General features: G+C 70.3%; 23 protein-coding genes. 16 read left to right on the top strand and 7 right to left on the bottom strand.

The features are described 5' to 3' along the window. The first annotated feature begins 249 nt into the window (after positions 1 to 249). The gene (locus tag H4696_RS15280; protein ID WP_086865478.1) at positions 250 to 816 is read left to right on the top strand and encodes a dihydrofolate reductase family protein; all 567 of its coding nucleotides are present in this window, start codon (positions 250 to 252) and stop codon (positions 814 to 816) included. A gap of 17 nt (positions 817 to 833) precedes the next feature. On the opposite strand, the gene H4696_RS15275 is transcribed toward H4696_RS15280, so the two are convergent. Next, entirely contained in the window at positions 834 to 1,835 is a 1,002-nt protein-coding gene (locus H4696_RS15275; protein ID WP_086865479.1) for an RNA polymerase subunit sigma-70, read from the bottom strand. A 202-nt stretch (positions 1,836 to 2,037) separates the two neighbouring features. Here H4696_RS15275 and H4696_RS15270 point away from each other — a divergent pair, with 202 nt between their 5' ends. Together H4696_RS15270 and H4696_RS15265 are read left to right on the top strand one after the other, a co-directional pair. Further along, positions 2,038 to 2,349, top strand: a complete 312-nt coding sequence (locus tag H4696_RS15270; RefSeq protein ID WP_143265501.1) for a hypothetical protein — start codon at positions 2,038 to 2,040, stop codon at positions 2,347 to 2,349. Positions 2,350 to 2,383: 34 nt separating this feature from the next. Further along, on the top strand, positions 2,384 to 3,370 hold the full coding sequence (locus H4696_RS15265; RefSeq protein WP_086865481.1) for a helix-turn-helix domain-containing protein: 987 nt from the start codon (positions 2,384 to 2,386) through the stop codon (positions 3,368 to 3,370). 24 nt (positions 3,371 to 3,394) lie between these two features. Here the strand turns inward: H4696_RS15265 and H4696_RS15260 are convergent, their stop codons facing one another. Next, on the bottom strand, positions 3,395 to 4,834 hold the full coding sequence (locus H4696_RS15260) for an FAD-dependent monooxygenase (protein WP_192782327.1): 1,440 nt from the start codon (positions 4,832 to 4,834) through the stop codon (positions 3,395 to 3,397). 116 nt (positions 4,835 to 4,950) lie between these two features. On the opposite strand from H4696_RS15260, the gene H4696_RS15255 reads away from it, so the two are divergent. Continuing rightward, the gene (locus tag H4696_RS15255) at positions 4,951 to 5,916 is read left to right on the top strand and encodes an Lrp/AsnC family transcriptional regulator (RefSeq protein ID WP_086856070.1); all 966 of its coding nucleotides are present in this window, start codon (positions 4,951 to 4,953) and stop codon (positions 5,914 to 5,916) included. Between the two features lie 142 nt (positions 5,917 to 6,058). On the opposite strand, the gene H4696_RS15250 is transcribed toward H4696_RS15255, so the two are convergent. Further along, on the bottom strand, positions 6,059 to 7,405 hold the full coding sequence (locus tag H4696_RS15250) for an APC family permease (RefSeq protein ID WP_086856069.1): 1,347 nt from the start codon (positions 7,403 to 7,405) through the stop codon (positions 6,059 to 6,061). Between the two features lie 177 nt (positions 7,406 to 7,582). Between H4696_RS15250 and H4696_RS15245 the strand changes: the two genes are divergently transcribed. From H4696_RS15245 to H4696_RS15220, 6 genes are all read left to right on the top strand, one after another. After that, a complete protein-coding gene (locus H4696_RS15245; protein ID WP_192782326.1) occupies positions 7,583 to 8,161 on the top strand; it encodes a hypothetical protein in 579 nt (192 codons plus the stop codon). Between the two features lie 127 nt (positions 8,162 to 8,288). After that, positions 8,289 to 9,503 carry a cation:proton antiporter gene (locus tag H4696_RS15240; protein ID WP_086856757.1) on the top strand — a complete coding sequence of 405 codons (1,215 nt, stop codon included), beginning with the start codon at positions 8,289 to 8,291 and terminating at the stop codon, positions 9,501 to 9,503. 39 nt (positions 9,504 to 9,542) lie between these two features. Further along, positions 9,543 to 9,989, top strand: coding sequence for a CBS domain-containing protein (locus H4696_RS15235; RefSeq protein WP_086856758.1), 447 nt, complete (start codon positions 9,543 to 9,545; stop codon positions 9,987 to 9,989). A gap of 19 nt (positions 9,990 to 10,008) precedes the next feature. After that, entirely contained in the window at positions 10,009 to 11,301 is a 1,293-nt protein-coding gene (locus H4696_RS15230; RefSeq protein WP_086856759.1) for an ArsB/NhaD family transporter, read from the top strand. A gap of 18 nt (positions 11,302 to 11,319) precedes the next feature. After that, positions 11,320 to 12,093, top strand: a complete 774-nt coding sequence (locus H4696_RS15225; RefSeq protein WP_192782325.1) for a class I SAM-dependent methyltransferase — start codon at positions 11,320 to 11,322, stop codon at positions 12,091 to 12,093. Between the two features lie 177 nt (positions 12,094 to 12,270). Beyond that, positions 12,271 to 13,416, top strand: a complete 1,146-nt coding sequence (locus H4696_RS15220) for a hypothetical protein (RefSeq protein ID WP_086862194.1) — start codon at positions 12,271 to 12,273, stop codon at positions 13,414 to 13,416. Between the two features lie 65 nt (positions 13,417 to 13,481). On the opposite strand, the gene H4696_RS15215 is transcribed toward H4696_RS15220, so the two are convergent. Then, positions 13,482 to 14,045, bottom strand: coding sequence for a hypothetical protein (locus H4696_RS15215; RefSeq protein WP_086862193.1), 564 nt, complete (start codon positions 14,043 to 14,045; stop codon positions 13,482 to 13,484). 217 nt (positions 14,046 to 14,262) lie between these two features. On the opposite strand from H4696_RS15215, the gene H4696_RS15210 reads away from it, so the two are divergent. Then, positions 14,263 to 15,582 (top strand): hypothetical protein, encoded by a 1,320-nt coding sequence (locus H4696_RS15210; protein ID WP_143265197.1) that lies wholly within the window; start codon positions 14,263 to 14,265, stop codon positions 15,580 to 15,582. A 59-nt stretch (positions 15,583 to 15,641) separates the two neighbouring features. Here the strand turns inward: H4696_RS15210 and H4696_RS15205 are convergent, their stop codons facing one another. Next, positions 15,642 to 16,178: an ATP-binding protein gene (locus H4696_RS15205; RefSeq protein ID WP_158104354.1), complete on the bottom strand. Its 537-nt coding sequence runs from the start codon at positions 16,176 to 16,178 to the stop codon at positions 15,642 to 15,644. 79 nt (positions 16,179 to 16,257) lie between these two features. Here H4696_RS15205 and H4696_RS15200 point away from each other — a divergent pair, with 79 nt between their 5' ends. Genes H4696_RS15200 through H4696_RS15190 form a run of 3 tightly spaced genes read left to right on the top strand, consistent with a single transcriptional unit; the run spans position 16,258 to position 18,754 of the window. Further along, a complete protein-coding gene (locus H4696_RS15200) occupies positions 16,258 to 17,256 on the top strand; it encodes an ABC transporter substrate-binding protein (RefSeq protein ID WP_225955692.1) in 999 nt (332 codons plus the stop codon). Next, the gene (locus H4696_RS15195) at positions 17,253 to 18,011 is read left to right on the top strand and encodes an ABC transporter ATP-binding protein (protein WP_086862189.1); all 759 of its coding nucleotides are present in this window, start codon (positions 17,253 to 17,255) and stop codon (positions 18,009 to 18,011) included. The genes H4696_RS15200 and H4696_RS15195 overlap by 4 nt, the downstream gene beginning before the upstream one ends. Continuing rightward, positions 18,008 to 18,754: an ABC transporter permease gene (locus H4696_RS15190; protein WP_086862188.1), complete on the top strand. Its 747-nt coding sequence runs from the start codon at positions 18,008 to 18,010 to the stop codon at positions 18,752 to 18,754. The genes H4696_RS15195 and H4696_RS15190 overlap by 4 nt, the downstream gene beginning before the upstream one ends. A 64-nt stretch (positions 18,755 to 18,818) precedes the next feature. Here the strand turns inward: H4696_RS15190 and H4696_RS15185 are convergent, their stop codons facing one another. Beyond that, complete coding sequence (locus tag H4696_RS15185) at positions 18,819 to 21,953, bottom strand: LamG-like jellyroll fold domain-containing protein (protein ID WP_086862187.1); 3,135 nt, start codon at positions 21,951 to 21,953, stop codon at positions 18,819 to 18,821. Between the two features lie 120 nt (positions 21,954 to 22,073). Beyond that, positions 22,074 to 22,685 (bottom strand): TetR/AcrR family transcriptional regulator, encoded by a 612-nt coding sequence (locus tag H4696_RS15180; RefSeq protein WP_086862186.1) that lies wholly within the window; start codon positions 22,683 to 22,685, stop codon positions 22,074 to 22,076. Positions 22,686 to 22,757: 72 nt separating this feature from the next. On the opposite strand from H4696_RS15180, the gene H4696_RS15175 reads away from it, so the two are divergent. Next, positions 22,758 to 23,126: a DUF1330 domain-containing protein gene (locus H4696_RS15175; RefSeq protein WP_086862196.1), complete on the top strand. Its 369-nt coding sequence runs from the start codon at positions 22,758 to 22,760 to the stop codon at positions 23,124 to 23,126. Next, positions 23,126 to 23,869, top strand: a complete 744-nt coding sequence (locus H4696_RS15170) for an alpha/beta fold hydrolase (RefSeq protein WP_086862185.1) — start codon at positions 23,126 to 23,128, stop codon at positions 23,867 to 23,869. Before H4696_RS15175 ends, H4696_RS15170 begins: the two co-directional genes overlap by 1 nt.

Here is a 23,869-nt window from a genome sequence, read left to right as displayed (position 1 = left end):
GTGTCACCAACGGGAAAGGCCTGGGGGCGTTGCCGGCCCCGCGCGGTGAAGCCGGGCTCGCCCCCTACGCGAGCCCGGCACACCGTTCCCTCGGTGCCACCCTCCGGCTCCCCGGCCGTGAAACCTCCGCCGTTCGTGGTCGTGACGACACGGCCGACCACGGCCACCCCCACGGGGGATGCGCACCGATCAGGTTTTCGCGCCGCGCCCGTCTGTACGGGGGACATCGACTCACAGGAGGCTGGCACGATGCGGAAACTGATCTTCGGCATGAACGTGACCGTGGACGGCTACATCGCCGCGACCGGCGACGACATCGGCTGGAGCGGGGCGCCGAGCGACGAGCTGTTCCAGTGGTGGCTCGACTACGAGCGGGCGAACGAGCTGACGCTGTACGGGCGCAAGCTGTGGGAGGCGATGAGCTCCTACTGGCCGACCGGTGACCAGCAGCCCGGCGCGACCCCGGCGCAGATCGAGTTCGCGCGGAACTGGCGGGACACACCGAAAGTGGTGTTCTCCTCGACGATCGACCAGGTCGACTGGAACACCCGCCTGGTCACCGGCGACGCGGTCACCGAGATCACCCGGCTCAAGGCCGGGGACGGCGGCCCGATCGGCATCGGCGGCGCGACGCTCGCCGGGGCGGCCATGCGGGCCGGGCTGATCGACGAGTACGTCCTGGTCACGCACCCGGCCCTGGTGGGTGGCGGCACACCGCTCTTCACCGCGCTGGACAGCTGGGTGAGCCTGAACCTGGTGGAGACGCGGGCGTTTCCCGGCGGCGCGATCCTGACCCGGTACGAGACGAGGCGATGAGGCCGCCTGCCCCCGGATCACAGTGCCGGGGGCAGGCCCAGCCAGGGTTTGCCGGCGGCTTCGAATCCGGTGAGCTCGGCGATCTGCCCGTCGACGACGTGCAGCACCGCGACGGCGAACAACCGGTACCGCGGGTCGTCGGGGGTGCGGAGGTACAGCGCGGCGGCGGGCATGCGGTTGACCGTCGTGGTGATCCCGCGCCAGTCGTCGTGGCCGGGCTGGAAGAGCCCGCCGGAGACCCAGCCGTCGACCGCGTCCTTAGCCGTCGTGGTCACGGTGCCCGGATCGGGCAGCATCGCGAAGCGCAGGTCGTCGCGCAGCAGGGACGTCAGCGCGTCGAGGTCGTTGCGCTCGTGGGCGTCGATGTACGACTTCACCGCGCCGCGCTCGGCGTTCGTCAGCTCGTGGGTGGCGGGGCTCCGCCAGTCGAGGCGGCGGCCGGGCAGTTGCTCGCGCATCGTCACGCGTGCCCGCTGCAGTGCGCTGGTCACCGAGGCGACCGTCAGCTCGAGGGCGACGGCGGCCTTCGACGCCGGCCAGCCGAGGACGTCACGCAGGATGAACACCGCCCGCTGCCGCGGCGGCAGGCGCTGGACGGCGACGATGAACGCCAGCTCGATCGTTTCCCGCGCCACGACCGAGTCCTGCGGGTCTTCGGGGAGCATCAGGTCGGGGTACGGCTGCAGGTGAGGAATCTCGGTCCCCGGCAGCTCGGCCGGCACGGGGGTGCGGTCGTTGCGTTTCTCGAGGAAGTCGAGGCAGGCGTTCGTCGCGATCCGGTACAGCCAGGTCCGTAGCGCGGCGTGGCCCTTGAACGACTCCCGTTTGTGCCACGCCCGCAGGAACGTCTCCTGGGTCAGGTCCTGGGCGTCGTCGTAGTTCGCGAGCATCCGGTAGCAGTGCGTCTGCAGCGCACGCCGGTGGCGCTCGGTGACGACGGCGAACCGTGCTGTGTCGCCCGAGCGGGCCGCCGCGATGAACGCGGCCTCGTCGGTGCCCAGCGGCCTGGCGTCGGTCATGGTCGTCGATCCTTCCACGGTGCGAGGGGGGTACCAGAACTGACGACGGGGCAACGGATTCCTCATCGGTGAAGCCGGTGGTAACAGGGCGCTTCGCGCTGGCGACTTGAGGACTGTGGAATCCCAGCCGGGCGGTCGGTCTCGCGCGATCCACCCGTACGGACTGCTGTGCGGGTTCTTGATGTCGGTGTCGGTGTACCTCATGCGGAACTGGGACGCGCCGGGCCCGATGATCGTGGTCGTCCTGTTCTTCCCCTACTACGTCGGGGCCGGGTTCCTGGCCGCCCGGTGTGGCGGTCTCGAGCCGGCCGTCAAGACCGGCGCGGTGACCGCGCTGACCGGCCACGTCGTCGTGTTCCTGCTGACGGTGCTCTACACCCTCGTCAACGGCACCGGGCCGGCGGCGCTGACCTGGCTGGGAATCGGGGTGTCCCTGGTGCTGGTCACCACGCTCCTCGGCGCACTGGCGGGTGCGGCGGGCGGCATGATCGCGACGACCCGTGCCAGGCCTTGATTCTCAAGCCGGTCGAGGTCGCATAGTGGCGGGTATGAACGAGCTCTACCCCATCGGCGACGTCGCCCGCCGCACCGGCCTGAGTGTGAGCGCGATCAGGTTCTACGCCGACGAGGGCGTCGTGCCGCCGACCGGTCTCACCGAGGGCGGCTTCCGGCAGTACGACGTGCACGCCATCGCCCGGCTCGAACTCGTGCGCACCCTGCGCGACCTCGGCGCCGGCCTGGACGACATCCGCCGGGTGCTGGCCGAGGAAAGCACCCTGCGGGAGCTGGCCGTCAGGCACCTGCGGCTGGTCGAGGACCAGCTGCGGCAGTTCCACGCGCGCCGCGCCGTGCTGCGGACCATCGTGCGGCAGCACACCACGACGGAACAGGTGAGCTTGATGCACAAGCTCGTCTCGATGTCCGACGACGACCGCGACCGGCTCATCAGCCGGTTCTGGGACTTCGTGACCGACGGCGTGGACGTCCACCCCGGCTACCTGGAACTGCTGCGCAGCCGGCGGCCGCACCTGCCGGAGGAGCCGTCCACCGAGCAGCTCGAGGCGTGGATCGAGCTCGCCGAAATCGTGCGGGACGACCAGTTCCGCACGGAGCTGCGGACCTACTTCCACCGCGCCTTCGGCACCGAGCAGGGCAAGCTGATGGCCACACCGGAGATGCTGGCCCGCGCCGAGCGGCAGCGCGCGCTCTACCTGGAGGCGCAGGCGGCACAGCAGGCAGGCGTACCGGCGGATTCCCCGCAGGCCAGGGACATCGCCGAGCGGATGGCGGCCGACTCGGCCGGTTTCGTCGCGGCCATGACCGGCGACCACGACATCGCCAAGGCCCGCCGCACCATGGCCGGCTTCGACCGGACCAGGTCGGCGCAGATGCGAGCGAGGCTGACCGGGACGAACCTGATGGTCAGGTACAGCACGCTCGTGGCGACGATCAACGGCACGCCCAAGCCGGACCCGGACAAGACGGCGGCGGTCCAGGAATGGATGGCCGCCGCCTTGCGCGAAGAGACTCCCTGAGGGCCACCGGCCGGGCGCCGCCGATCAGCAGGGTTCGCCGAACCAGTGGCCGAGCGCCGGTTCGAGGTCGTCCGGTTTGCCTGCCCAGCACACGTAGCCGTCCGGCCGGATGAGCATCGGCTCGGCGTCGGCGCCCTGGCCCGCGCGGTCCACGCGGTCCTGCCAGCGGGCGGCGACCTCGGCGAACCTGCCGGCCGGATCGATCAGGACGCCGCGTCCGCGCCGGAGCAGCTCGTGCGAGCGGACCGGGCCGAGATCGACGTCCGGCGCGGGCAGGCCGAGGAGCGGCTGCCCCTCGGCGCCCGGCACGGGGTAGCGGATGCCCATCCCGGACAGCATGTCGTCGAGGTGGTACTGCACCTCCCGCAGTCGCGTCAGGGCCGCGAACAGTTCCTTGACGGCCGTCAGATCCGGGTCGCCGGTGCCCTGCTGGTCCATCAGCAGGCTCTGCGCCTGGACGTTGCGCAGCACGGCGGCCGCGACGGGATGGCGTTCGGCGTGGTAGGTGTCGAGCAGGTGCGCGGGGGCCCAGCCGTGCACCGCGGCAGCGAGTTTCCAGCCGAGGTTCAGCGCGTCCTGGATGCCGGTGTTCATGCCCTGCGCGCCGATCGGGAGGTGGACGTGGGCGGCGTCGCCCGCCAGGAACACCCGCCCGTGCCGGTACCGGGCCGCCTGCCGGGCCGCGTTGGTGATGCGGCGGGCGTAGCGCAGTTCGAGCAGCCGCACCCGGTCACCGAAGACGGCGCGCAGACCTTCGCGGATCTCGTCCTCGGTGACCGGGACGTCGCGGGGGAGTGACCGGCCCGGCCCGCCCAGCGCGAGCCGGCGAAGCGGCCGGCCCTGCGGATCGGTGCCGAGCGGGAACACCGACGCCCACTGCCCGTCCTCGCTCCGGGCGTGCGTCATCGCCTGGACGTCGCCGGCCAACCGCACGTCGGCGGCGACGGTGGTCATCGTGCCCGGCCGGCCGGGGAACTCCGCGTTCAGCAGCGACCGCACCGTGCTGCGGCCGCCGTCGGCGGCGACCAGGTAACGGGAGCGGACGACGTCGCCGTTCGCGAAGGTCGCGGTGACCCCGTCCGCATCCTGGGTGATGCCGGTCAGTTCGCGGTCGCGCCGGACGTGGACGTCTTGTGCGGCCAGGTGCCGCACGAGGAATCCCTCGATCTCCACCTGCGGGATGGACCGCCACGGGTGCCGGTGCCGGCCCCGGGTGAGCGGCAGCGTGATACTGGCGAAGTGCGCGGTGCCGATGGGGTGATTTCCGTTGGCCAGCAACGGTTCCAGCAGACCGCGCTGGTCGAACGCCTCCTGCGTGCGGGACTGCACGCCGCCCGCCTTCGACAGCGTGCTGCGCTCGGGCAGCTTGTCGACCAGCACGGCGGGCACCCCCGCCAGCCGCAGTTCGTTGGCCAGTGTCAGGCCGGTCGGGCCCGCGCCGACGATGAGCACTTCGGTGTCCATGGTTTCTCCCCTGGTGGTGTCGATCAGGACGAGAGCGACGCTCCCGCTTGCCGAGCCGGTCGCGCCAGAACCAGGGTTGATTGCGTCGATATCCGACGTCGATTACGTTCGGAACGGTGGAATCCGACTACGACGAGCTGGATCGCCGGCTGGCGCACGCCCTGCAGGTCAACGGCAGGGCGCCGTTCAGCGTGATCGCCGAGGTGCTCGGCGTGTCGGATCGCACCATCGCCCGCCGCTACGCCCGGTTGCGGTCGGCGGGAGCGGTGCGGGTGCTCGGCGGCGTCGACCCGACCGCGCTGGGCGCGGTGCTGTGGTTCCTGCGGGTGCGCTGCGCGCCCGCCGCGTCGGTCCCGGTCGCCGAGGCGCTGGCCCAGCGCCCCGACACGTCCTGGGTGAGCATCACCTCCGGGGGCACGGAAATCACCTGCACGGTCCGCACCGAGAGCGAGGCCGACAGCGAGGCGCTGCTGCTGGCCAAGCTCCCGCGCACCCCGCGCGTGGAGGGAGTGACGGCGCACTCCGTGCTGCACGCGTTCTACGGCGGCCCGGACAGCCTGGTCGCCAAGCTCGGGTCGCTGGACGAGGCGGCGATCGAACGGCTGCGCCCGCTCCCGGTGCCCCACCGGCCGGGACCGGTGAGGCTCGACGACGGGGATCGCAAGCTCCTCGCCGCGCTGGCCACCGACGGCCGCGCCGAGCTCGAGCAGCTGGCCACGGTGACCGGCTGGTCGCCGACGACGGTCCGGCGCCGGATGACCGAGCTGCGCGAGCGCGGCGTGCTGTACCTGGACATCGACGTCGACGTGCGCCTGTTCGGCGTGGGCCCGCGAACCCTGCTCTGGCTCTCGGTCGCCCCCGCTTATCTGGAGGAGGCGGGCGAGGCGCTGGCCGGGCATCCGGAGATCGCGTTCGCCGCCGCGACGACCGGGCCGACGAACCTGTACGGGAGCGTGGTGTGCGCGGACCAGCGAGCGTTGTACCGGTACCTGACGACGCGGGTGGCCGAGCTGCCGGCCATCACACACGTCGAGACCGCACCGGTGATCAAGACGGTCAAGCGGGCCGTCAGCCGGGGCTGACTACCGAGTCGTGTACACATCGGACGTCCCGAGGGTGACGACGGCCTGACATCCGCAGGGCCGGTCACGCGAGCGGTTCGCCCGCTACACCTTCGCCGCGCCGCTGATGACCGCGGCGATGCGGTGTTCGGGTTTCCTGGCCTCAGTGGACGGTCCCGTGTTCTTCGTGTTCGGCTTCGGCGGCGACATTGCGGATCCCGCGCGGCCGTCCAGAGTGGACCCACAGCGCGTAGAGCGCGGCGGCGATGAGCAGCGCGGCGGCGATCGAGATGATCGGGTCGCCCCGGGTCAGGTTGACCACCAGCGTGAACCCGACCGCGGCGGCGCCGACCACGTTGATCGCGAGGAAAACAAACCTGCGCTCGTGCCAGGAAAACCGGGCCATCGCGACGAGACCGGCGAGGAAGCTGACGAACACCGACGCGGCGTAGAACAGCACGAGCTCCTGGTCTCGTCCGCCGGCCGCGGCGGTGACCACGCCGGCGGCCAGCATGAAAACCACCACGCCCCAGTACGGCGTGTGGTGGCTGTTGGTGCGGCCGAGCCACGCGGGCAGGATGCCGGTCGTCGAGCCGTCCGGGTGGCGGTGTCGGGCGAGGGCCTTGAACAACCCCGGTCCGGCCTGGAACGACGAGCTCGCCGCCGACAGCAGCAGGAGCGCGGTGGTGAACTGGAACGCGGCGAACACCGGCGTCGCGGTGGCGGCGCGGGCGAGCTCGGCGATCTGCGTGGTGTCCTCGTGCGGGACGCCGATGCCGAGGCGCACCGCCTGTGCCGTCAGGCCGAGGGTGATCGTGCCGACGACGCCGAGGGTGAGCCACAGCGTGACCCGGCCGAACCGGCGGCGGCCGGGGTCGTCGAGCTGGCCGAGCTGCGCGATCGCCGACGACGGCGCCTCGATCCCGGTGGCCAGCGCCATGGCGACCGGGAAGGCGAGCGCGACCGCGAGCGGCGGCGCGTGCCCGGGATCGGCGGTGGTGACCCCGGCCGGGTGCGGGGTGACGAAGAGGCCGGAGACCAGCACGGCGACGGCCAGGGCGATGAAGGTGACGGTCATCACCGCGAACACCGTGCGGCCCAAGTGCCCGAACCAGGTGCCGCCAGCGACCCCGGCGACCAGCAGCAGCGCGATCGGGATCCGCAGCCCGGCCAGGGCCGGGAAGAACGCGATGACCGCGGACGCGCCGGCGGCCGAGCTGATGGCGATGGTCAGGACGAAGTCGACGATCAGGGCGCCGATCGGGATGAACGCGCCGGCCTCGCCGAACGCCTCGCCGGTGGCGGCCGCGGCGCCGCCGCCCTGGGGGTAGCGGGCGACGAGCTGGTGGTAGTTGACGATCACGACGACGACGATCGCCACGACCAGCGCCATCGTCGGGAGCAGCAGGGCGAGGTCGCCGTGCAAGGCGCGGAGGGCGGCTTCGATGGCGTAGGCGACCGAGGAGACCGGGTCGGCCATCACGGCGAAGGCGAACGCGAACAACAGCATCGGCCTGCTGGTCGCCCGTCGTGGTGCGGTGGCGGTCGGGGCCAAGGTCGAGCTACCTCCGTCGATCGGTGTCGAGCCGGTTCCGACGGACACCCTGACAGACCCGGTGCACGGACGTAAGGGTTCTCTAATCTCGTCGCCCGCTCGATCGCCCACTGAGCGGGCTATGGTCGCCCGGTGATCGGGTCACGGTGGCAGCGCGCCGTCTTCTTCGCGGTGCCGGGACTCCTGCTCGCGGGCTTCGGCGCGGTGCATCCCGGGCAGCTCGACGCGGCTACCGCCTCCTGGTGGGTCACGCTGCACGTCATCCTGCTCCCGGTCTTCCCCCTGCTCGCCGTGGCGCAGTGGCTCTTGCTCACTTCGGCGCCGCCCTGGCTCCGGTGGCCCGGGCGGCTGGCCGCGTTCGGGTTCGCGGCGTTCTACGGCGGTCTCGACGCCGTCGCGGGGATCGGGGCGGGAACGGTGGTGCGCGCCCAGCACGGGGCCACGCCGGTCGTCGGTGCCGTCTTCGAGATCGGGGACCTGCTCGGGTACCTCGGTGCGGGCTGCTTCCTCGCCGCCGGCGTCTTCATCGTGGCCGCGGCCGCCCTGCGGGAGCGGTGGCGGGCGGCGCCGGGTGCCGTGGTTCTCCTGCTCTCGAGCGTGTCGTTTTTGGACAGTCACATCTTCTGGCCGCGTGGCGTGTTCACGATGGTCGGCGTTGCCGCCGGGATGTCCTTGTTGTCGCTCGCCGGGGATCGGCAACCCGCGAACTGACCGGCGTCATCCGGTTTGCGCCGGAGCCGTCTTTGCGGCATCTTTACGCGAGGAGTGCCGGGAAGTCTGGTCGGCCTGCCCGTGCCCGGCCTGGGCGGCGGGCGGTTGGACCGAACGTGGGAGTCCGATGGCGCTCATCTTGGCGTTCGGCGTCGTGCTGCTGGTCAGCGTGTCGCTGTCCGGGGTCGCTGCCCGCACGATCCTCTCGACCGCGCTGCTGTTCCTGCTGGCCGGTGCCCTGATCGGGCAGGGCGGGTTCGGGCTGGTCGAGATCCACCCCCGCGATCCGCTGGTGACCGCGCTGGCGGACATCGCGTTGTTCACCGTGCTTTTCACCGACGGTCAGCGCGCGAGCCTGCCCGCGCTGCGGGAGGGCTGGCGGCTCTCGGGCCGGGCGCTCGGGCTGGGGATGCCGCTGACCATGATCGGCGTCGCCGTGCCCGCACACTTCCTGGTCGGGCTGGACTGGCCGACCGCGCTGCTGGTCGGGGCGATCCTGTCGCCGACCGACCCGGTGTTCGCCGCGGCGATCGTCGGGCGCGACGACGTCCCGCTGCGGCTGCGGCGGCTGCTCAACGTCGAGTCCGGCCTCAACGACGGCCTGGCGCTGCCGTTCGTGCTGATCTTCCTGGCCACCGCCGCGCACACCGAGTCCGATCTGGGCACCGTCGCGCTCGAACTCGTGCTCGGCCTGGTGCTCGGCGTCGCCGTGCCCGCACTGGTGTGCTTGGCGTGGCGGCTGAAGATCCTCACCGCCGAGCCGCGGCTGCAGGCGCTCGGGCCGCTCGCGATCGCGGTGATGCTCTACGCGGGCTGTCACCTCACCCACGCGAACCCGTACCTGGCCGCGTTCGCCGCCGGCTCGACCCTCGCGACGATGGACCGGCTCGCCGCCGAGCACTTCGAGCCGCTGGGCGACCTGCTCTCGGAGATCACGAAGTTCGCCGCGCTGCTGGTGTTCGGCGCCCTGATCACCCCGGATCGGCTGTCGCACCTGAGCGTCGGCGCGTGGATCGTCGCGGTGCTGGCGATCGTGCTGGTGCGGCCGGCCGCGGTGCTGCTGTCGCTGCTGCGCACCCCGATGTCCGGGCGGGAACGGTCGACCGCCGCGTGGTTCGGGCCGAAGGGGTTCGCCTCGGTGGTCTACGGCCTGTTGGCGCTGCAGTCCGGCATCCCGGACAGCGAGCTGGTGTTCGACCTGGTCGCCGTGACGATCGCGCTGTCGATCGTGCTGCACTCCTCGACCGACGTCCCCATCGCGAAGGCGCTGCGGGTCGAGCCGCCGGACAACCTCCCCACCGGCCACGCGGCCCGTCAAGAAACCGACAGGAGAAGCCCATGAACCCCGGCGCCCCCGTTCGGGACGTCGTACGCTGGGAAGATGCACGCCGCCCAGATGGCCGAGGAATACCCGGTCGTGGAGCTCGACTCCAACGCGCTCGAGGCCGCGCGGCTGCTGGCCGAGCGGCGGCTCCCCGGCCTGGTGGTGACCGACAAGGCCGGCTGCCCGCAGTCGGTGCTGCCGGCCTCGCAGGTGGTGCAGTTCCTGGTGCCCGGTTATGTGCGCGACGACCCGTCGCTGGCCGGGGTGCTCAACGAGTCGATGGCCGACCGGGTGTGCGACAAACTGGGTGGCAAGACCGTGCGGTCCCTGTTGCCCGAGGAAGCCACGGAGCTGCCCCGGGTGAACGCCGACGACACGATCATCGAGGTCGCCGCGATGATGGCGCGGTTGCGGTGCCCGCTGGTCGCGGTCATGGAGGGCAAGACCCTGCTGGGCGTGATCTCCGCGTCCCGTCTCCTGGAGCTGGCGCTGACCCCGCGCTGACCGCCGCGGGGGTGGTGGCGTGACCACCGCGATCGCGGTCACGGTGTTCGTGGTCGCCTACCTCTTCATCGCGACCGAGAAGATCCCGAAGACCGCCGCCGCGCTCGGTGGCGCCGGAGTGGTGCTCGCGCTGGGGGTCAGCGGATCGGAAGACGCGTTCTTCTCCGAGGACACCGGGGTCGACTGGAACGTCATCTTCCTGCTGCTCGGCATGATGATCATCGTCGGGATCCTCCGGCGGACCGGCGTTTTCGAGTACGTCGCGATCTGGGCGGCCAAGCGGGCCAAGGGATCCCCGCTGCGGGTGATGATCCTGCTGTCGCTGATCACCGCCGTCGCCTCGGCGTTCCTCGACAACGTCACCACCGTGCTGCTGATCGCGCCGGTCACGCTGCTGGTCTGCGACCGCCTCGACATCAAACCCGCGCCGTTCCTCATCGCCGAGGTGCTCGCCGCCAACATCGGCGGCACGGCGACCCTGATCGGCGACCCGCCGAACATCATCATCGGCAGCCGCGCCGGGCTGGCGTTCAACGACTTCCTGGTCAACCTCGCCCCGATCGTGGCCATCGAGCTCGTCGTGTTCGCGCTCGTGCTGCCCCGGTTGTTCCGCGGCTCCTTCACCGTCGACCCGGCACGGGTCGCCGACGTGCTGGCGCTCAACGAGCGCGAGGCCATCCAGAAACCGCGGCTGCTGATCAAATGCGGGGTCGTGCTGCTGGCGGTCTTCGCGGCGTTCGTGCTGCACTCGGTGATCCACATCGAGCCGTCGATCGTGGCCCTGCTCGGCGCCGGCGTCCTCGTGCTGCTCTCCGGAACCGAGCCGAAGCAGTACCTCGCGGGGGTCGAATGGGAGACGCTGCTGTTCTTCGCCGGGCTGTTCATCATGATCGGCGCCCTCGTGAAGACCGGCGTCATCGAGACGCTCGCCCGGCTGGCCGCCGACGCCACGGGTGGCAACGCGCTGCTCGCGGTCATGCTGATCCTCGTCGTCTCGGCGTTGTTGTCCGGCGTCATCGACAACATCCCCTACGTCGCCACGATGAGCCCGCTGGTGCTCGCGCTGACCAACGACATCCCGGACCCGGCGCACTCGGAAGCGCTGTGGTGGTCGCTGGCGATCGGCGCCGACTTCGGCGGCAACATGACCGCCGTCGGAGCCAGCGCCAACGTCGTCATGCTCGGCATCGCCGCCCGGTCCGGAGCACCCATCTCCTTCTGGGAGTTCACCAAGAAGGGCGCCGTCGTCACCGTGATCACCGTTCTCGTGGCCGCGCCGTACCTGTGGCTGCGCTACTTCGTTTTCGCCTGAGCGAGTTAGGGTGATTCGATGCACCCGGAAACGCGGCTCCGGCACGCCTCGTCCTTCGGCGCGGCGGCGACCGCCTACGCCGAGCACCGCCCGGATTACGCGTCGGCCGCGGTGCGCTGGGCGCTGGAAGCCGCGGCCGGCCCGCGCGTGCTGGATCTCGGGGCCGGTACCGGGAAGCTGACCGGCACGCTGGTCGCCCTGGGTGCCGACGTCACCGCGGTCGAACCCGATCCGGCGATGCTGACCGAACTGCGCCGGGCACTGCCCGGTGTCGATGCCCGGCCGGGCAGTGCCGAGGCGATCCCCTTACCGGACGCGTCGGTCGACGCCGTCCTGGCCGGGAACGCTCTGCATTGGTTCGATATGGCCGTGGCCGGGCCGGAGATAGCACGGGTGCTCAGGCCCGGCGGCGTCGTGGCCGGTCTCTGGAACGTCGTGGACGATCGGGTGGGCTGGGTCGCCGGGCTCGAGCGGATCGGCGGCACCGCGGCCATCGGCCCGCGCGACACGTTCAGCGGCTGGCGCGCCGCGACCGCCGATCTGGCCACCCGGTTCGGCGCACCGGAGCAGGCCGAGTTCCCGCACGGGCAGGTGCGCACCGCCGACACTTTGGTCGCGACGATCGCCACGCGCGCGGGTGTGCTGGTCATGCCGGAACCGGAACGAGCGGCCACGCTCGGCCGGATCCGCGCCTTTCTCGCGAGCACGCCGGAAACCGCCGGCGGCGAGTTCGTCCTCCCGATGCTGACGGGGGTATTGCGCGTCAAGCGATTGGACAAATCGGCGACGTGACAGATCTTTCTCCGCGGTCACACCTAGTACTTTCGGCCGATGTCCGCACGGCGAAAACCCTCCGAAAGGCGTGAGCCATTCCGGGGATATTGCCCCCGCGCCGGTTTCGCCGCCAAGCATCTCCCTACTGTGGCGGTGCTTCGTGATCTTGAACCGGAACCGAAGAGGGGAACCACCTTGACCAACCGGACCAGATTCCTCGGCAAGACATTCGCGGCGGCGGGCACCGCGGCGGCGCTCGTGCTCGCCACGGCCGTTCCCGCGAACGCGGCGCCGGCTTCCACCGTGGAGCAGGACGTCGCGCAGCTGTACCAGGACGTGGTCGATCTCTACAACGGCCTGCCCGCGAACGCGTTGCGCGGCGTCGACCGGCTCATCGACTCGCCCATCCCGCGAATGGGCCCCCGGAGCCGGGCGGCGGCGGGCCCGATCCCGGGCTGTACCGAGGGATCGCTGCTGACCTACGCCAACAAGCTCGCGGCACAGCTCACCCCGCTCGAGAACCAGGCGTTCAACGCGCTGTCGGGGCTCAGCCAGCTCTACGTCCAGGGCGTCGCGTCCGACAAGACCCCGCAGGTCTTCGGCACCGACGGCCAGTACACCTCGCGCGCCACCGACTCGATCGACAAGCTGCGCGGCTTCTGGGACATCGAAAGCTGGAACATCCAGCTCGTCGCCTGGAAGGGCACCGACCTCGGCAGCCAGGCGAAGATGGCGCAGACCTTCAGCCTCGGCCTGGCACCGGCGAAGGTGAAGGCCGCCGCCGCGCTCGCCACCAAGGTGCTCTACGAAGTGCCGACCCTGCAGGGCGGCCGCCACCCGCTGCTCACCCTGAACGCGTTTTCCGCCCCGGCCGACAGCCTCGGCGGCAAGCGCGTGGCCCTCGGCGACGGCCTGCTCGACACGGTCAACGTCCTCGGGTTCGACGACGTCTCGGTGGAATCCGTGGTCGGCCACGAATACGGCCACCAGGTCGACTTCGCCCACGAGAACTACCCGCCCAACGAGTCGTCCGAAATGGGCCCCGACGCCTACGGCGGCTATTTCGTCGCCCACGCCAAGGGCTACGCGTGGAACGCCCGCACCCAGCAGGAAGTCACGTACCTGGACGCTTCCATCGGCGACTGCTACCACAGCCACGGGACCCCTGACCAGCGCAAGGCCGCGGGCGCGTGGGGCGAGAAGCAGGCGACGAGCCAGGGCAACCCGAACCGGATCATCCCGTCCGCGACGATGATCGACAAGTTCCAGAAGGAGTACCCGAAGCTGATGCCGCCCGCCGACCAGCCGGCCACGGCCGCACTGGCGGCCGCGCACGGCTGACCGCCGATTCCCGACGGCGGGCCGTCTCCCTCGAACCGAAGGGGACGGCCCGCTTTCCCGTGGGGCTACCGGTTCGCGACGACCGGAACGTCGGTCAGCTTCCGGATCGCCTCGGCGATCTCTTCGGCAGTCGCGTCCACGGTGTGGGTGAACACGACGAAGGGACTGCCGTAGTGTTTCGTCTGCCACCGCGCGGCCCGGCTCGAGGACGCCCCGCGCCGGGACAGCGGATCGAAGACCGCGACCGCGGGCACGTTCACCCCGGGACGGGGCACGAACGCCACCACCCGGTAGTGGCTCGGCGTCGCGAAGTGCAGCCAGCGCGGCCGAAGCAGGCTGATCCGCACCTGCGCGAGCGCCGACCAGGGCACCGCCTCGAACCCGCGCGCCTCGACACCGTGCGGCCCGCAGCGCAGCTGCCACGGCTTCCCGCGCGACCGCACCAGTGACACGACCCCGACCGCCAGCACCACGACGAACACCGCGGGGCACGCGATCGCCAGCCACGGTTCCAGTAGACCCCGCACCGCGACGACGACTTCCAACACCAGGAACCCGGCCAGTACACCGAGCACCGGCAGCTGGCCCCTGATCGACGGTTTCACCAGCAACGCCTCCGACGACGCCATGTCCGCCCCTCCGTTCACTCGGAACCGCACCGCTTCCGGTGGCCGAGCGCGGCGGCGACCGAGGTGTCCGGCGACAGTATGCCGAGGATCGCGACCCCCAGCGTGTCACCGCTGGGCAGCAGGGCCGGATCGGGATCCGGTAAGCGACCAACAGGATCGTCGATTCGCCCTTGGACCGGTTGCCCTTCTCCAGAGGCATCACGTGAGCCTTTCACGGATGCACGACAAGAAGATATCCGTCCATGCCGCTGATCGGTCCTTCGGCAGGACACGCGCTCATACCGAAGAGCGGATGGACTCGGTCCGAAGCGGTCTGCAGCTGGGTTCCGACGCGAGACCGTCGGTGCGGCGAGTGTCCAACGTCGTTCTGCCCGGATCCGCGCGTAAGGGGTCAGTCTTCTGGCTGCGTTCTGTCGATGTTCTGTCAAGTACGCAAACCATGCCGCAGGCTAAGGTGGCAAGTCAGGCTCGACGGTGGAGGGGTGTCTTGAGCGGTGGTCGAAATTACAGCAGAGGTGACCGTGCTGCTCTGATCGCTTTCAGTGCTGGAACATGCTACTGGCCTGGGTGCCAGAAGCCGATCGTCGAACGTGCTGCGGGCACCTTCAAGGTCACGCTCGACATCGCACACATCTGCGCACTGAACGAGACCGGCGAGCGCTTCGACCCGGAGATGTCCGATGACGAGCGCAACTCCTTCGAGAATCTGATCGTCCTGTGCCGTTTGCATCACCAGGTGGTCGACGAAGGTGGTGCGGGAGCGGAGTATTCGGTCGAGCTGCTGAAGAGCTGGAAGCATAAACGTGAACGGGGCGGTATCGAGAGGCTGAAGGGTCTCCAGGGTCTCACGGAGAGCCGGCTGGCCGAGCTGGTAAACGAAGCGATCAAGTTGCGCGATGTTGACGTCAAAGTCATCATTGGGCGTCTGGAGCAGAGGGATTCCGAGGCTGCGGACCTGATGAATGCGCTCCTGGAGGAACTGAATGCGGTGAGGAGTTCCTCGGTGCTCAACGTCGATGCCGTTGAGATGCTGCACGAAACAGCCAAGCAACTGTCGCACCTTCCCGATAGTGCGGACGCACTAGGCGCCACCGCGCGCGAGCTTGCAAGCCTGGACGGGACAACGTCTCGGCTCGCCGCCATCGTTGAAACCGTGCAGAGACTAGTGGGAGAACTGGGCAATCTCGACTCAAGCGCGGATCGTCTCCAAGACGTCGCTACCGGATTGCAGTATCTGCCTGCCACCGCGGAGCGCCTCAACGGAGCCGCTGACAAGCTGGTGATCTTGGATGGCAACGCGGAAACACTGAAAGGTGCCGCCGAGCTGCTCCATCACCTGCCGACGACTGTGCCGGAACTCAAAGTGGTCGGCGAGCAGATCGACAAGCTCGAAACTGCTGTCGGCAGCCTTCAACGTACAATCCAGGAAACTCAACGGGCGAAAAAGGGTAACGACCAGTTGGCGAAGTCTGACGACGAGCGTCAGACTGTGACCGAGGTACAGTCCGCGGTGGTCGACACCACTGCTCCTGACTGATTTGTCGGCGAGTTCGTCAATCTGGCGTGATTAAGTCGAGCTGTAGGTCGGTGGCGATTTCAGCATGGGACACGTGAGGTTCCGGGCGCCACCGCGTTCAGCGGCTCACCCGACACCTCGTCCGGCAGCGGGTCCAGGGTCAGCACGGGCAGCCCGGCACCGCCGAGCCGGTCGTCCAGGCCACGGGTGACGACGACCAGGGCGAGGGGGTCGGACTCGATCCGCCGCGCGACGAACCCGAGCACGTCGAGACTGGCCCGGTCCATCCAGTGGGCGTCCTCGAGGACCACCAGCAGCGGTGCCTTCACCGCCGCGTCCGACAGCAGGGTCAGCGCGGCCAGCCCGACGACGTAGAGGTCGGCCACGGCCTCGTCGGCGAGCCCGATGGCCGCCCGCAGCGCGGCTCGTTGCGGTCCGGGCAGGTCGTCGATCCCGTCTCGCAGTTGGTGGACCAGCTGGTGCAGGCCGGCGCAGGCGACGTCCTCCTCGGACTCCACGCCCACCGCCATGAACACCCGGACCCCGTGGCCCGCGCCGGCGACGAGTGTCGACTTGCCGATTCCGGGGGCGCCGAGGGCGACCACGGCGCCGTTCATGCGAGTAGCGGTTGTCCGTGATCGCGAAGAAGGTCGAAGCTGCTGGGACAAGACCGTCACGTTCGTCGGGGAGGGCGTCATGAGGCCTGGTCTGGGTGTTGTGCTCGCGGTAGCGCTGGTCGCCACGGCGTGCGGCGGATCCGGCGACACGTCCTCCGGCAGTCGGGACAAGATCGGCTACCTGACGTCGTTCGGCACCTTCGGCCGGGACGCCTACGCCTACGTGGCCCAGGAGAAAGGCTTCTTCGCCGAAGCCGGCATCGATGTCACGATCACGCCGGGCAGCGGCACGGTGGACGTGCTCAAGCTGGTCGCCGCGGGCCGGGCGGACGTCGGAACGGCGGACTTCACCGCGACCGCGATCACCGTGGCGAAGGAGAAGCTGCCGGTGACCGCCGTCGCGGCGGTGCACCAGCGGTCCCTCGCCGCCATCGTCTCGCTCGAAGGCCGCGGCATCACCAAGCCGGCGGACCTGGCCGGGAAGAAGATCGCCGATCAGGCCGGCTCGACGAACCAGGTGATGTTCCCCGTCTACGCCAAGGCCGCCGGCGTCGACCCGGCCTCGGTGCGGTTCGTGCCGGCCACGCCGCCCGCCCTCCCGCAGCTGCTGGCGAGCGGCCAGGTGGACGGGATCGGGCAGTTCGTCGTGGGCCGGCCCCTCATCGAAGCGGCGGCGCGGGGCAAGAAGGCCGTCGTGCTGCCCTACGGTGACCTGGTGCCCGACCTGTACGGCAACGTGGTCGTCACGTCGAAGGAGCTCGCCGCCCGGAATCCCGCGCTGGTGAAGCGGTTCACCACGGCGCTGCTCAAGGGGCTCGGCTACGCGATCGAACACCCCGATGAGCTCGGCGCGATCCTCAAGAAGTACCAGCCGGCCCAGGACGCGGGCGTGGCGGGCGCCGAGATCGGGTTGATGGCGCCCTACGTCCGGCCCGCCGGGTTCAGCGGCCCGCTCGGCCAGGTCGCCGAGGAGCGGGTGCGGAAGATCATCGGCACCCTCACCGACGCCGGCGCGGTCCCGGCCGGCGCGCTCACCCCAGCCGACCTCGTCTCCTTCGGGCTGGTACCCCAGCCGTGATCGTCGTGGACGGTGTGGCGCAGGTCTTCGACGGCCGGGCCGGGCCGGTCGAGGCGATCGCCGGGATCGACCTCGAGGTGGGGGCGAACGAGTTCGTCGCGGTCACCGGCCGGTCCGGGTGCGGCAAGTCGACGTTGCTGCGGCTCATCGCCGGGCTGCTGCCGCCGACCCGTGGCCGGATCTCCATCGGCGGCGAGCCGGTGACGAAGCCGCGTCGCGACGTCTCGGTCATGTTCCAGCGCCCGGCGCTGCTGCCGTGGCGGTCGGTGCTGTCGAACGTCATGCTGCCGATCGAGATCTTCGGCCTGGAGCGGAAGTCCTACCGCGACCGGGCGCACGAGCTGCTGGAGCTGGTCGGCTTGCGCGGCTTCGAGAAGCGGTTGCCGCACGAGCTTTCCGGCGGGATGCAGCAACGGGTTTCGCTGTGCCGGTCGTTGATCCACGCGCCGGCGGTCATGCTCATGGACGAACCGTTCTCCGCGTTGGACGCGCTGACCCGCACGGAGCTTTCCGGGGAACTGCAACGCATCCAGCTGGAGCGGCCCCGGACGGTCGTGTTCGTGACGCACTCCATCGAGGAGGCCGTCGTGCTCGCCGACCGGGTGGCGGTGCTCACCCCGCGGCCGGGCCGGCTTCGCAAGACTGTCGACCTCGCCCTCCCGCGGCCACGCGTGCCCGGGCGGCCCGACGTCGATCAGGCCGGTCGTGAGCTGCGCGATCTGCTCACCGAACCGGTCGACGGGGGAGTGGCGTGAGGGGCCGCGTGCTGCCCGTCGTGGGGGTGCTGGTGCTCGTCGGCCTCTGGTGGCTGGTGACGATCGTCTTTTCGATCGAGCGCTTCCTCGTGCCCAGCCCGGCCGACGTGGTCGCGGCGTTCCTCGAGCTGCCGGGGTACCTGCTCGCGCAAAGCCTGGTCACCCTGCTCGAGACCGTCGAAGGGTTCGCACTGTCCATAGTGGTCGGTGTGCCGCTCGCGATGCTGATCGTCCGTTCCCCGCTCCTGGAACGGATGTTCTACCCGATCCTGCTCGCCGTGAACGCGGTGCCCAAGATCGCCATCGCCCCGATCCTGGTGGTGTGGTTCGGCTTCGGCCAGGGCCCGAAGGTGGTCCTGGTCGTGCTGGTGTGCGTCTTCCCGGTGGTCATCTCGACCGCGTCCGGGATGAAGTCCACGCCGCACGAGCTCGTCGAGCTGCTCCGCTCGTGGGATTCCTCCCGCCGCCAGGAGTTCTTCAAGCTGCGGTTCCGCCACGCCCTGCCGCAGATCTTCGTCGGTCTCAAGGTGGCGATCTCCCTGGCGGTCATCGGCGCGGTGATCGCGGAGTTCGTCGGCGCCGACGCCGGGCTCGGTTTCGTCATCGTGCAGTCCGGCGCCAGTGCCGACACATCGCTGGCCTTCGCCGCGATGACCCTGCTGGCGCTCATGAGCATCGCGTTGTTCCATGGACTGGCATACCTGGAGCGGAAGCTGGTGCCGTGGGCTGAGGAGTACCGGTGAGTAGCCGACAAAGACGACGCGGGTGCCGCGCTTCGCAGCGCAGCACCCGCGTCGCGGGAGGGCATCAGGAGAGCTGGGCGACCTCCGCGTCCGTCAGCGCCTTGCCGACCACGCCGACTTCGTCGACCGCGCCGGGCCAGAAGTCGACGTTGCGGCCGTCGTACTTGGCCCGTCCGACCGTGAACGCGCCGGTGCTGACCAGTGCCGGTCCGGCCGGGGCCGTCGCGACCTTCACGCCGTCCACGTAGAGCCGGATCTCGGTGCCGGACCGCACACCCGTCAGCTCGTACCAGCGGCCGAGCTCCGGCACGACCTCGTACCGGGCCCGGTTGCCGCCGGGGGTGCTGAACGCGAACGCGCCCTGCCCGTACTGCAGGTAGAACGGGCTTTCCCGCTCCCGGCCGTCCTGGCTCACCGCGGTCGCGTAGTTGCCGGGCAGCTCGTCGAGCCGCACCTTCGCGGACACGGTGTAGTCGCCGGTCGTGTCGACGACCGGGCCGTAGGTGTCGGCCGAGCCACCGGAGAACTGCAGTGCGCCGTCCTTGAAGGCCGCGCCGGTCGGGGTGAGCGTCAGCGGGTTGTTGCCGCCGCTCGAGTCCTTCGCGGTCGTTCCTCCGCGCTCGTCGAGGTTCCACTCACCCTTTCCCGCGTACGGGTAGGGCTTGCCGGCGTTGGCACCGGCCTCGATCACGCGCCGGTTGATTTCGCGGACCGGACCCGGGTCGACCTTGATGCGCTTGCGGTCGTAGGTCCAGAGCCCGTTGAGCTCGCCTTCGAGGTCGGTGACCTGCGTGTAGACCGACGCCGACAGCTCGGCCCTGGCCTGCCCGAGGTAGAACGTGCGGGTGTTGTCGACGTACTTCGCCGTCAGCGCCGCCTTGTCCTGCACACCGCTGTAGATCGCGATCGGCGCACCCGGCCACTGGTGACCCGGCGTGCGCAGCGTGAAGCCGCCGTGCTCGCCGTCCATCGCGACCCGCTTGCCGTCGGAGCGGGCCGGGTCGGTGTTGTTGTAGTCGTGGTGGTCGATGACGTCGCCCGCGCCCGAGTCACCCTTGGAGGCGCAGCAGTTCACCCCGCTGTGGGCGTTGACGATCCGGCTCGGGTCGGTGGCCTTGACCTGCTCGGTGATCCGGCCGGTGGCCGCCTTGTCCCACTCGCCCCAGCCCTCGTTGAACACGATCCAGGCGTAGACCGACGGGTGGTTCTGCAGCTGGTGCATCTCTTCCAGGCCCTGGCTGAGCCACGCCTGCTGCGCCGCGGGGTTGTTGCCGTCCTCGACGGACACGAAGTCCTGCCACACCAGCAGTCCGAGCTGGTCCGCGTGGTAGTACCAGCGGGCGGGCTCGACCTTGATGTGCTTGCGGACCGCGTTGAAGCCGAGGTCCTTCTGCGCCTTCAGGTCGAAGACGAGAGCTTCGTCGCTCGGCGCGGTGTTCAGGCCGTCCGGGTAGAAGCCCTGGTCCAGCTGCATCAGCGAGAAGAACGGCTTGCCGTTGAGCGTCAGCTTCGGCGTGCCGCCGACGTTCGTGATGCCGGTGGACCGCATGCCGAAGTAGCTCTTGACCTTGTCCCCGCCCAGCTTGACCTCCAGCTGGTACAGGTACGGGTCGTCCGGCGTCCAGAGGTGCGGGTTCGGCACCGCCAGCTTCAGGTTCGCGTTCGCCGGTCCGCTGACCGTGCCGACCTGCCGGCCGCGCGCGTCCTTGGCGACCGCCGTGACGGTGGCGTTGCCCGCGGACTTGACGGTGAGCGCGAGCGAATTCGTGGTGAGGTCCGGCGTCGTCTTGATCTCGTCGATGCCCTTGTCCGCCACGGGTTCCAGCCACACCGTCTGCCAGATGCCCGACGACGGGGTGTAGAAGATGCCGCCGGGGTTGGCGGACTGCTTGCCCTTGGGCTGGTACGGGCCGGTCGTGTCGGTGACGGCGACGACGATCTCCTGCTCGTCGCCGCGCTTGAGCGCGTCGGTGATGTCGGCGCCGAACGCCGTGTAGCCGCCGGTGTGCTCCGCGACGAGCTTGCCGTTCACCCAGACCTTGGCCTGGTAGTCGACCGCGCCGAAGTTGAGCTTGAGGCGCTGCCCGCCACCGATCTTCCAGTCGCGCGGGACGGTGACCGTGCGGCGGTAGAACATGTGGTCCTCGTGCCGTTCGAGCCCGGAGAGCTGCGACTCGATCGGGTAGGGGACGACGACCTTTTCGGGCAGCCGCTTGCCGAACGTCGGCTGCTGGCCCTCGGTGGCGGCCGAGAACTCCCACGGGCCGTTGAGGTTGACCCACTTGTCGCGCTCGAGCTGCGGCCGCGGGTACTCCGGCAACGGGTGGCGCGTGTCGACGTTCTCGCCCCACGGCGTCCGGAGGCGTTCGGTCGAGGCGTTCGCGACGAGGCGCCCGGCCTTGCCGACCTTCGCGCCGTTCACCGCGAGCGCGCCCGCGCCGTCGTAGTAGAGCGTGACCCGCTGGCCCTTCAACACTTCTTCGGCCAGCTGGATCGTGGCGCGGGTGCGGGACGTCGTGATGAACGCGATCGGCATCGGCGTCGCGTCGACCTCGATGCGCAGGTGGTCCTTCAGGTCGCTCGTCCCCGAAACCCGGCCGTCGAAGTCGGCGGTGAGGGTGCGGCCGTCCTTGGACACGTCCGCCGAGCGCGGCACGACCGCGTAGTCGGCGGGCGGCGTGAACGCCGACAGCGGCACGATCCGCTTCGTGATCGCCGCGCTCGACCAGCGCAGGAACATGTTGGCGCCGCCGGTGTCCTGGAACATCTCCAGCTTGAAGTCGTACTGCTTGCCCGCGGTCAGCGTGACCGGCGCGCTGGTCTGCTCGGTGTCCCAGTCCCCGACCCAGTGGTCGATCACCGGCGCGCCGTCGATGAACAGGCGGAACCCGTTGTCACCGATGGCGTAGAACGTGTAGTCGCCGGTCTGCGGCACGGCGAGCTGCCCGGACCATCGGGCGGTCGTGTTTTCGGTGCGCCCGGCGACCAGCCCGAAGACCGAGGTCAGGTCCGCGTGATCGACCTCCCCGTCGAGCGCGGTACCGGCCAGGTTCGCGAAGTCGCGCGCTCCCGGCGCCGACATCGTGAAGTATTCGGCTTTCAAGCCGTGCACGGGCTCGGCGGCGCCGGCGGGCGGCGTGCCCGACGCCACGCCCAGCGCCACCAGGAGGGCGAGGAGGACGGAAGCGGCTCTTCTCATCGGCGAGGACCCTTCACTTTTACAACGTTGTAAAACGCTCTGGGCGATCCAATCAGACAAGTTGGACTCCCAGATACCGCCAAATGTCGGTATCTGAACGGCCGACTGCCGAGGTTCCCGTCAGACGCCGAGTCCGGGGGACAGGGCGCGGCGCCACTGGCCGGTGACGGTCCGGCGCAGCGCCTCGGTGTCGACGCTCCCCGGATCGAGCAGCCGCTGCAGCGCGATCCCGCGCAGCTGCCCGACGACGGCGGTCGCGACTTCGTCCGCGCCCGCGTCGGCGGCGATGCTGCCGTCCGCGATGCCGGCCTCGACGTCTTCGCGCAGGTCCGCCCGGAAGGCGGCGTCCCGTTCGCGGAAGATCGGGGCCAGGTCGGGCTGGGTGGCGGCTTCCGCCCACAGCAGCAGGAAAGCCTGGTTGAACACGCTGATCCGGCCGAGCTCGCCGAGGTAGCCGTCGATCAGCCGCAGCAGCCGGTCGAGGCCCGGCGGCAGGTCCTCGAGGCCCGGGACGAACCCGGCCTGCGTGGCGCGCGCCAGCCGTTCGACCAGCGCCTGCTTCCCGCCGAAGTGGTGGGTGACGATGCCGCGGCTGTACCCGGCGCGTTCCCCGACGCGGGCGAGCGTCAGCGAACGCACACCCTGCTCGACGACGAGTTCGGCGGCGGCGGCCAGGATCGCGGCTTCGGCCTGGTCGCGGCGTTCCTGCTGGGTGCGTCGGGTGGGAGGCATGAGCCGAGCCTAGCAAACTAACTTGCGTGTTGTTCAACAAGTATGTGTACAGTGGCGGTCCAGGAGGTCCTGATGATCGAAATCGAAGAACACGCCCTCGACGCCCTGCTCGCCGACGACCCCGGCGGCCCGGTCGTGATGCTCAACCTGCTGCGGTTCCGCCCGGACGGCGGCCGGGAGAGCTACCAGCGCTACGCCGAAGCCCTGCGCCGCGAGCTCAACCCGCGTTACGGCCTGAAGGTCGAGTACCTCGGGACCGGCGGCCCGGCGCTCGTCGCGGAGGACGGGCAGGCGTGGGACATGGTGGTGCTGGTCCGCTACCCGGACCGGAAGGCGTTCGCGGCCATGGTCCGCGACCCCGAATACCAGGCGATCGCCCACCTGCGCGCCGAGGCGCTGGTGGAATCGGTCCTGCAGCCGACGACACCGGTGGCGGCCTGATGCCCGCGGTGTTCGTCCACGGCAACCCGGAGACGGCGGCGGTCTGGGACCTGCTGCTGGCGGAACTCGCCCCGGTGCGGCCGGACCTGGTCTGCCTGTCGCCGCCCGGTTTCGGCGCGCCGCTGCCCGCCGGGTTCGGCGCCACCCGCGTGGAGTACCGCGACTGGCTGATCGGCGAACTGGAAGCGTTCGGCGAGCCGGTGGACCTCGTGGGTCACGACCTCGGCGGCGGGCACGTCGTCAACGTCGTGCTGAGCCGCCCGGACCTGGTCCGCAGCTGGGTCAGCGACGGGCTGGGGATGTTCGACCCGGGCTACGAGTGGCACGAACTCGCCCGCCGCTGGCGGACACCCGGGGTGGGCGAGGCCGACGTCGCGCAGCGGTTCGGCGGCACAGCCGAGGCGCGGACGGCGGTGCTGGTGGAGCGGGGGATGGGCGAGGCTGTCGCGGCTCGTGTCGCGGCTGGGCAGGACGAGGTGATGGGGCGAGCGGTGCTCTCGGTGTACCGGTCTGCCGGCGAGCCAGGCCTGGGCTTGCCGCTGGAACGGGCGGCGGTTCGGCCGGGGCTGGCTATCTTGGCCACGGCCGACGACGTGGTCGGGAGCGAAGCGCAACGCCGCCGGGCGGCCGCCCGCGCCGGGGCGAGGGTCGCCGTCCTCGCAGGAATGGGGCACTGGTGGATGACCCACGACCCGGCCCGCGCCGCCGCGGTGCTGACCGGGTTCTGGGCCACCCTCGGCTGA

It is taken from the genome of Amycolatopsis lexingtonensis, from assembly GCF_014873755.1.
GTDB lineage: Bacteria > Actinomycetota > Actinomycetes > Mycobacteriales > Pseudonocardiaceae > Amycolatopsis > Amycolatopsis lexingtonensis.
This window is presented reverse-complemented; position numbering and strand designations above follow the sequence as displayed.

What these genes read in the sequence shown, in the direction of transcription:
- H4696_RS15205 (WP_158104354.1), bottom strand. Translation starts at nt 16,178, where the DNA reads ATGAACGGCGCCGTGGTCGCCCTCGGCGCCCCCGGAATCGGCAAGTCG.
- H4696_RS15250 (WP_086856069.1), bottom strand. Translation starts at nt 7,405, where the DNA reads ATGCTGTTGTTCGCGTTCGCCTTCGCCGTGATGGCCGACCCGGTCTCC.
- H4696_RS15185 (WP_086862187.1), bottom strand. Translation starts at nt 21,953, where the DNA reads ATGAGAAGAGCCGCTTCCGTCCTCCTCGCCCTCCTGGTGGCGCTGGGC.
- H4696_RS15270 (WP_143265501.1), top strand. Translation starts at nt 2,038, where the DNA reads ATGCGGAACTGGGACGCGCCGGGCCCGATGATCGTGGTCGTCCTGTTC.
- H4696_RS15180 (WP_086862186.1), bottom strand. Translation starts at nt 22,685, where the DNA reads ATGCCTCCCACCCGACGCACCCAGCAGGAACGCCGCGACCAGGCCGAA.
- H4696_RS15260 (WP_192782327.1), bottom strand. Translation starts at nt 4,834, where the DNA reads ATGGACACCGAAGTGCTCATCGTCGGCGCGGGCCCGACCGGCCTGACA.
- H4696_RS15175 (WP_086862196.1), top strand. Translation starts at nt 22,758, where the DNA reads ATGATCGAAATCGAAGAACACGCCCTCGACGCCCTGCTCGCCGACGAC.
- H4696_RS15170 (WP_086862185.1), top strand. Translation starts at nt 23,126, where the DNA reads ATGCCCGCGGTGTTCGTCCACGGCAACCCGGAGACGGCGGCGGTCTGG.
- H4696_RS15225 (WP_192782325.1), top strand. Translation starts at nt 11,320, where the DNA reads ATGCACCCGGAAACGCGGCTCCGGCACGCCTCGTCCTTCGGCGCGGCG.
- H4696_RS15215 (WP_086862193.1), bottom strand. Translation starts at nt 14,045, where the DNA reads ATGGCGTCGTCGGAGGCGTTGCTGGTGAAACCGTCGATCAGGGGCCAG.
- H4696_RS15200 (WP_225955692.1), top strand. Translation starts at nt 16,258, where the DNA reads ATGAGGCCTGGTCTGGGTGTTGTGCTCGCGGTAGCGCTGGTCGCCACG.
- H4696_RS15210 (WP_143265197.1), top strand. Translation starts at nt 14,263, where the DNA reads ATGCACGACAAGAAGATATCCGTCCATGCCGCTGATCGGTCCTTCGGC.
- H4696_RS15265 (WP_086865481.1), top strand. Translation starts at nt 2,384, where the DNA reads ATGAACGAGCTCTACCCCATCGGCGACGTCGCCCGCCGCACCGGCCTG.
- H4696_RS15235 (WP_086856758.1), top strand. Translation starts at nt 9,543, where the DNA reads ATGCACGCCGCCCAGATGGCCGAGGAATACCCGGTCGTGGAGCTCGAC.
- H4696_RS15280 (WP_086865478.1), top strand. Translation starts at nt 250, where the DNA reads ATGCGGAAACTGATCTTCGGCATGAACGTGACCGTGGACGGCTACATC.
- H4696_RS15275 (WP_086865479.1), bottom strand. Translation starts at nt 1,835, where the DNA reads ATGACCGACGCCAGGCCGCTGGGCACCGACGAGGCCGCGTTCATCGCG.
- H4696_RS15240 (WP_086856757.1), top strand. Translation starts at nt 8,289, where the DNA reads ATGGCGCTCATCTTGGCGTTCGGCGTCGTGCTGCTGGTCAGCGTGTCG.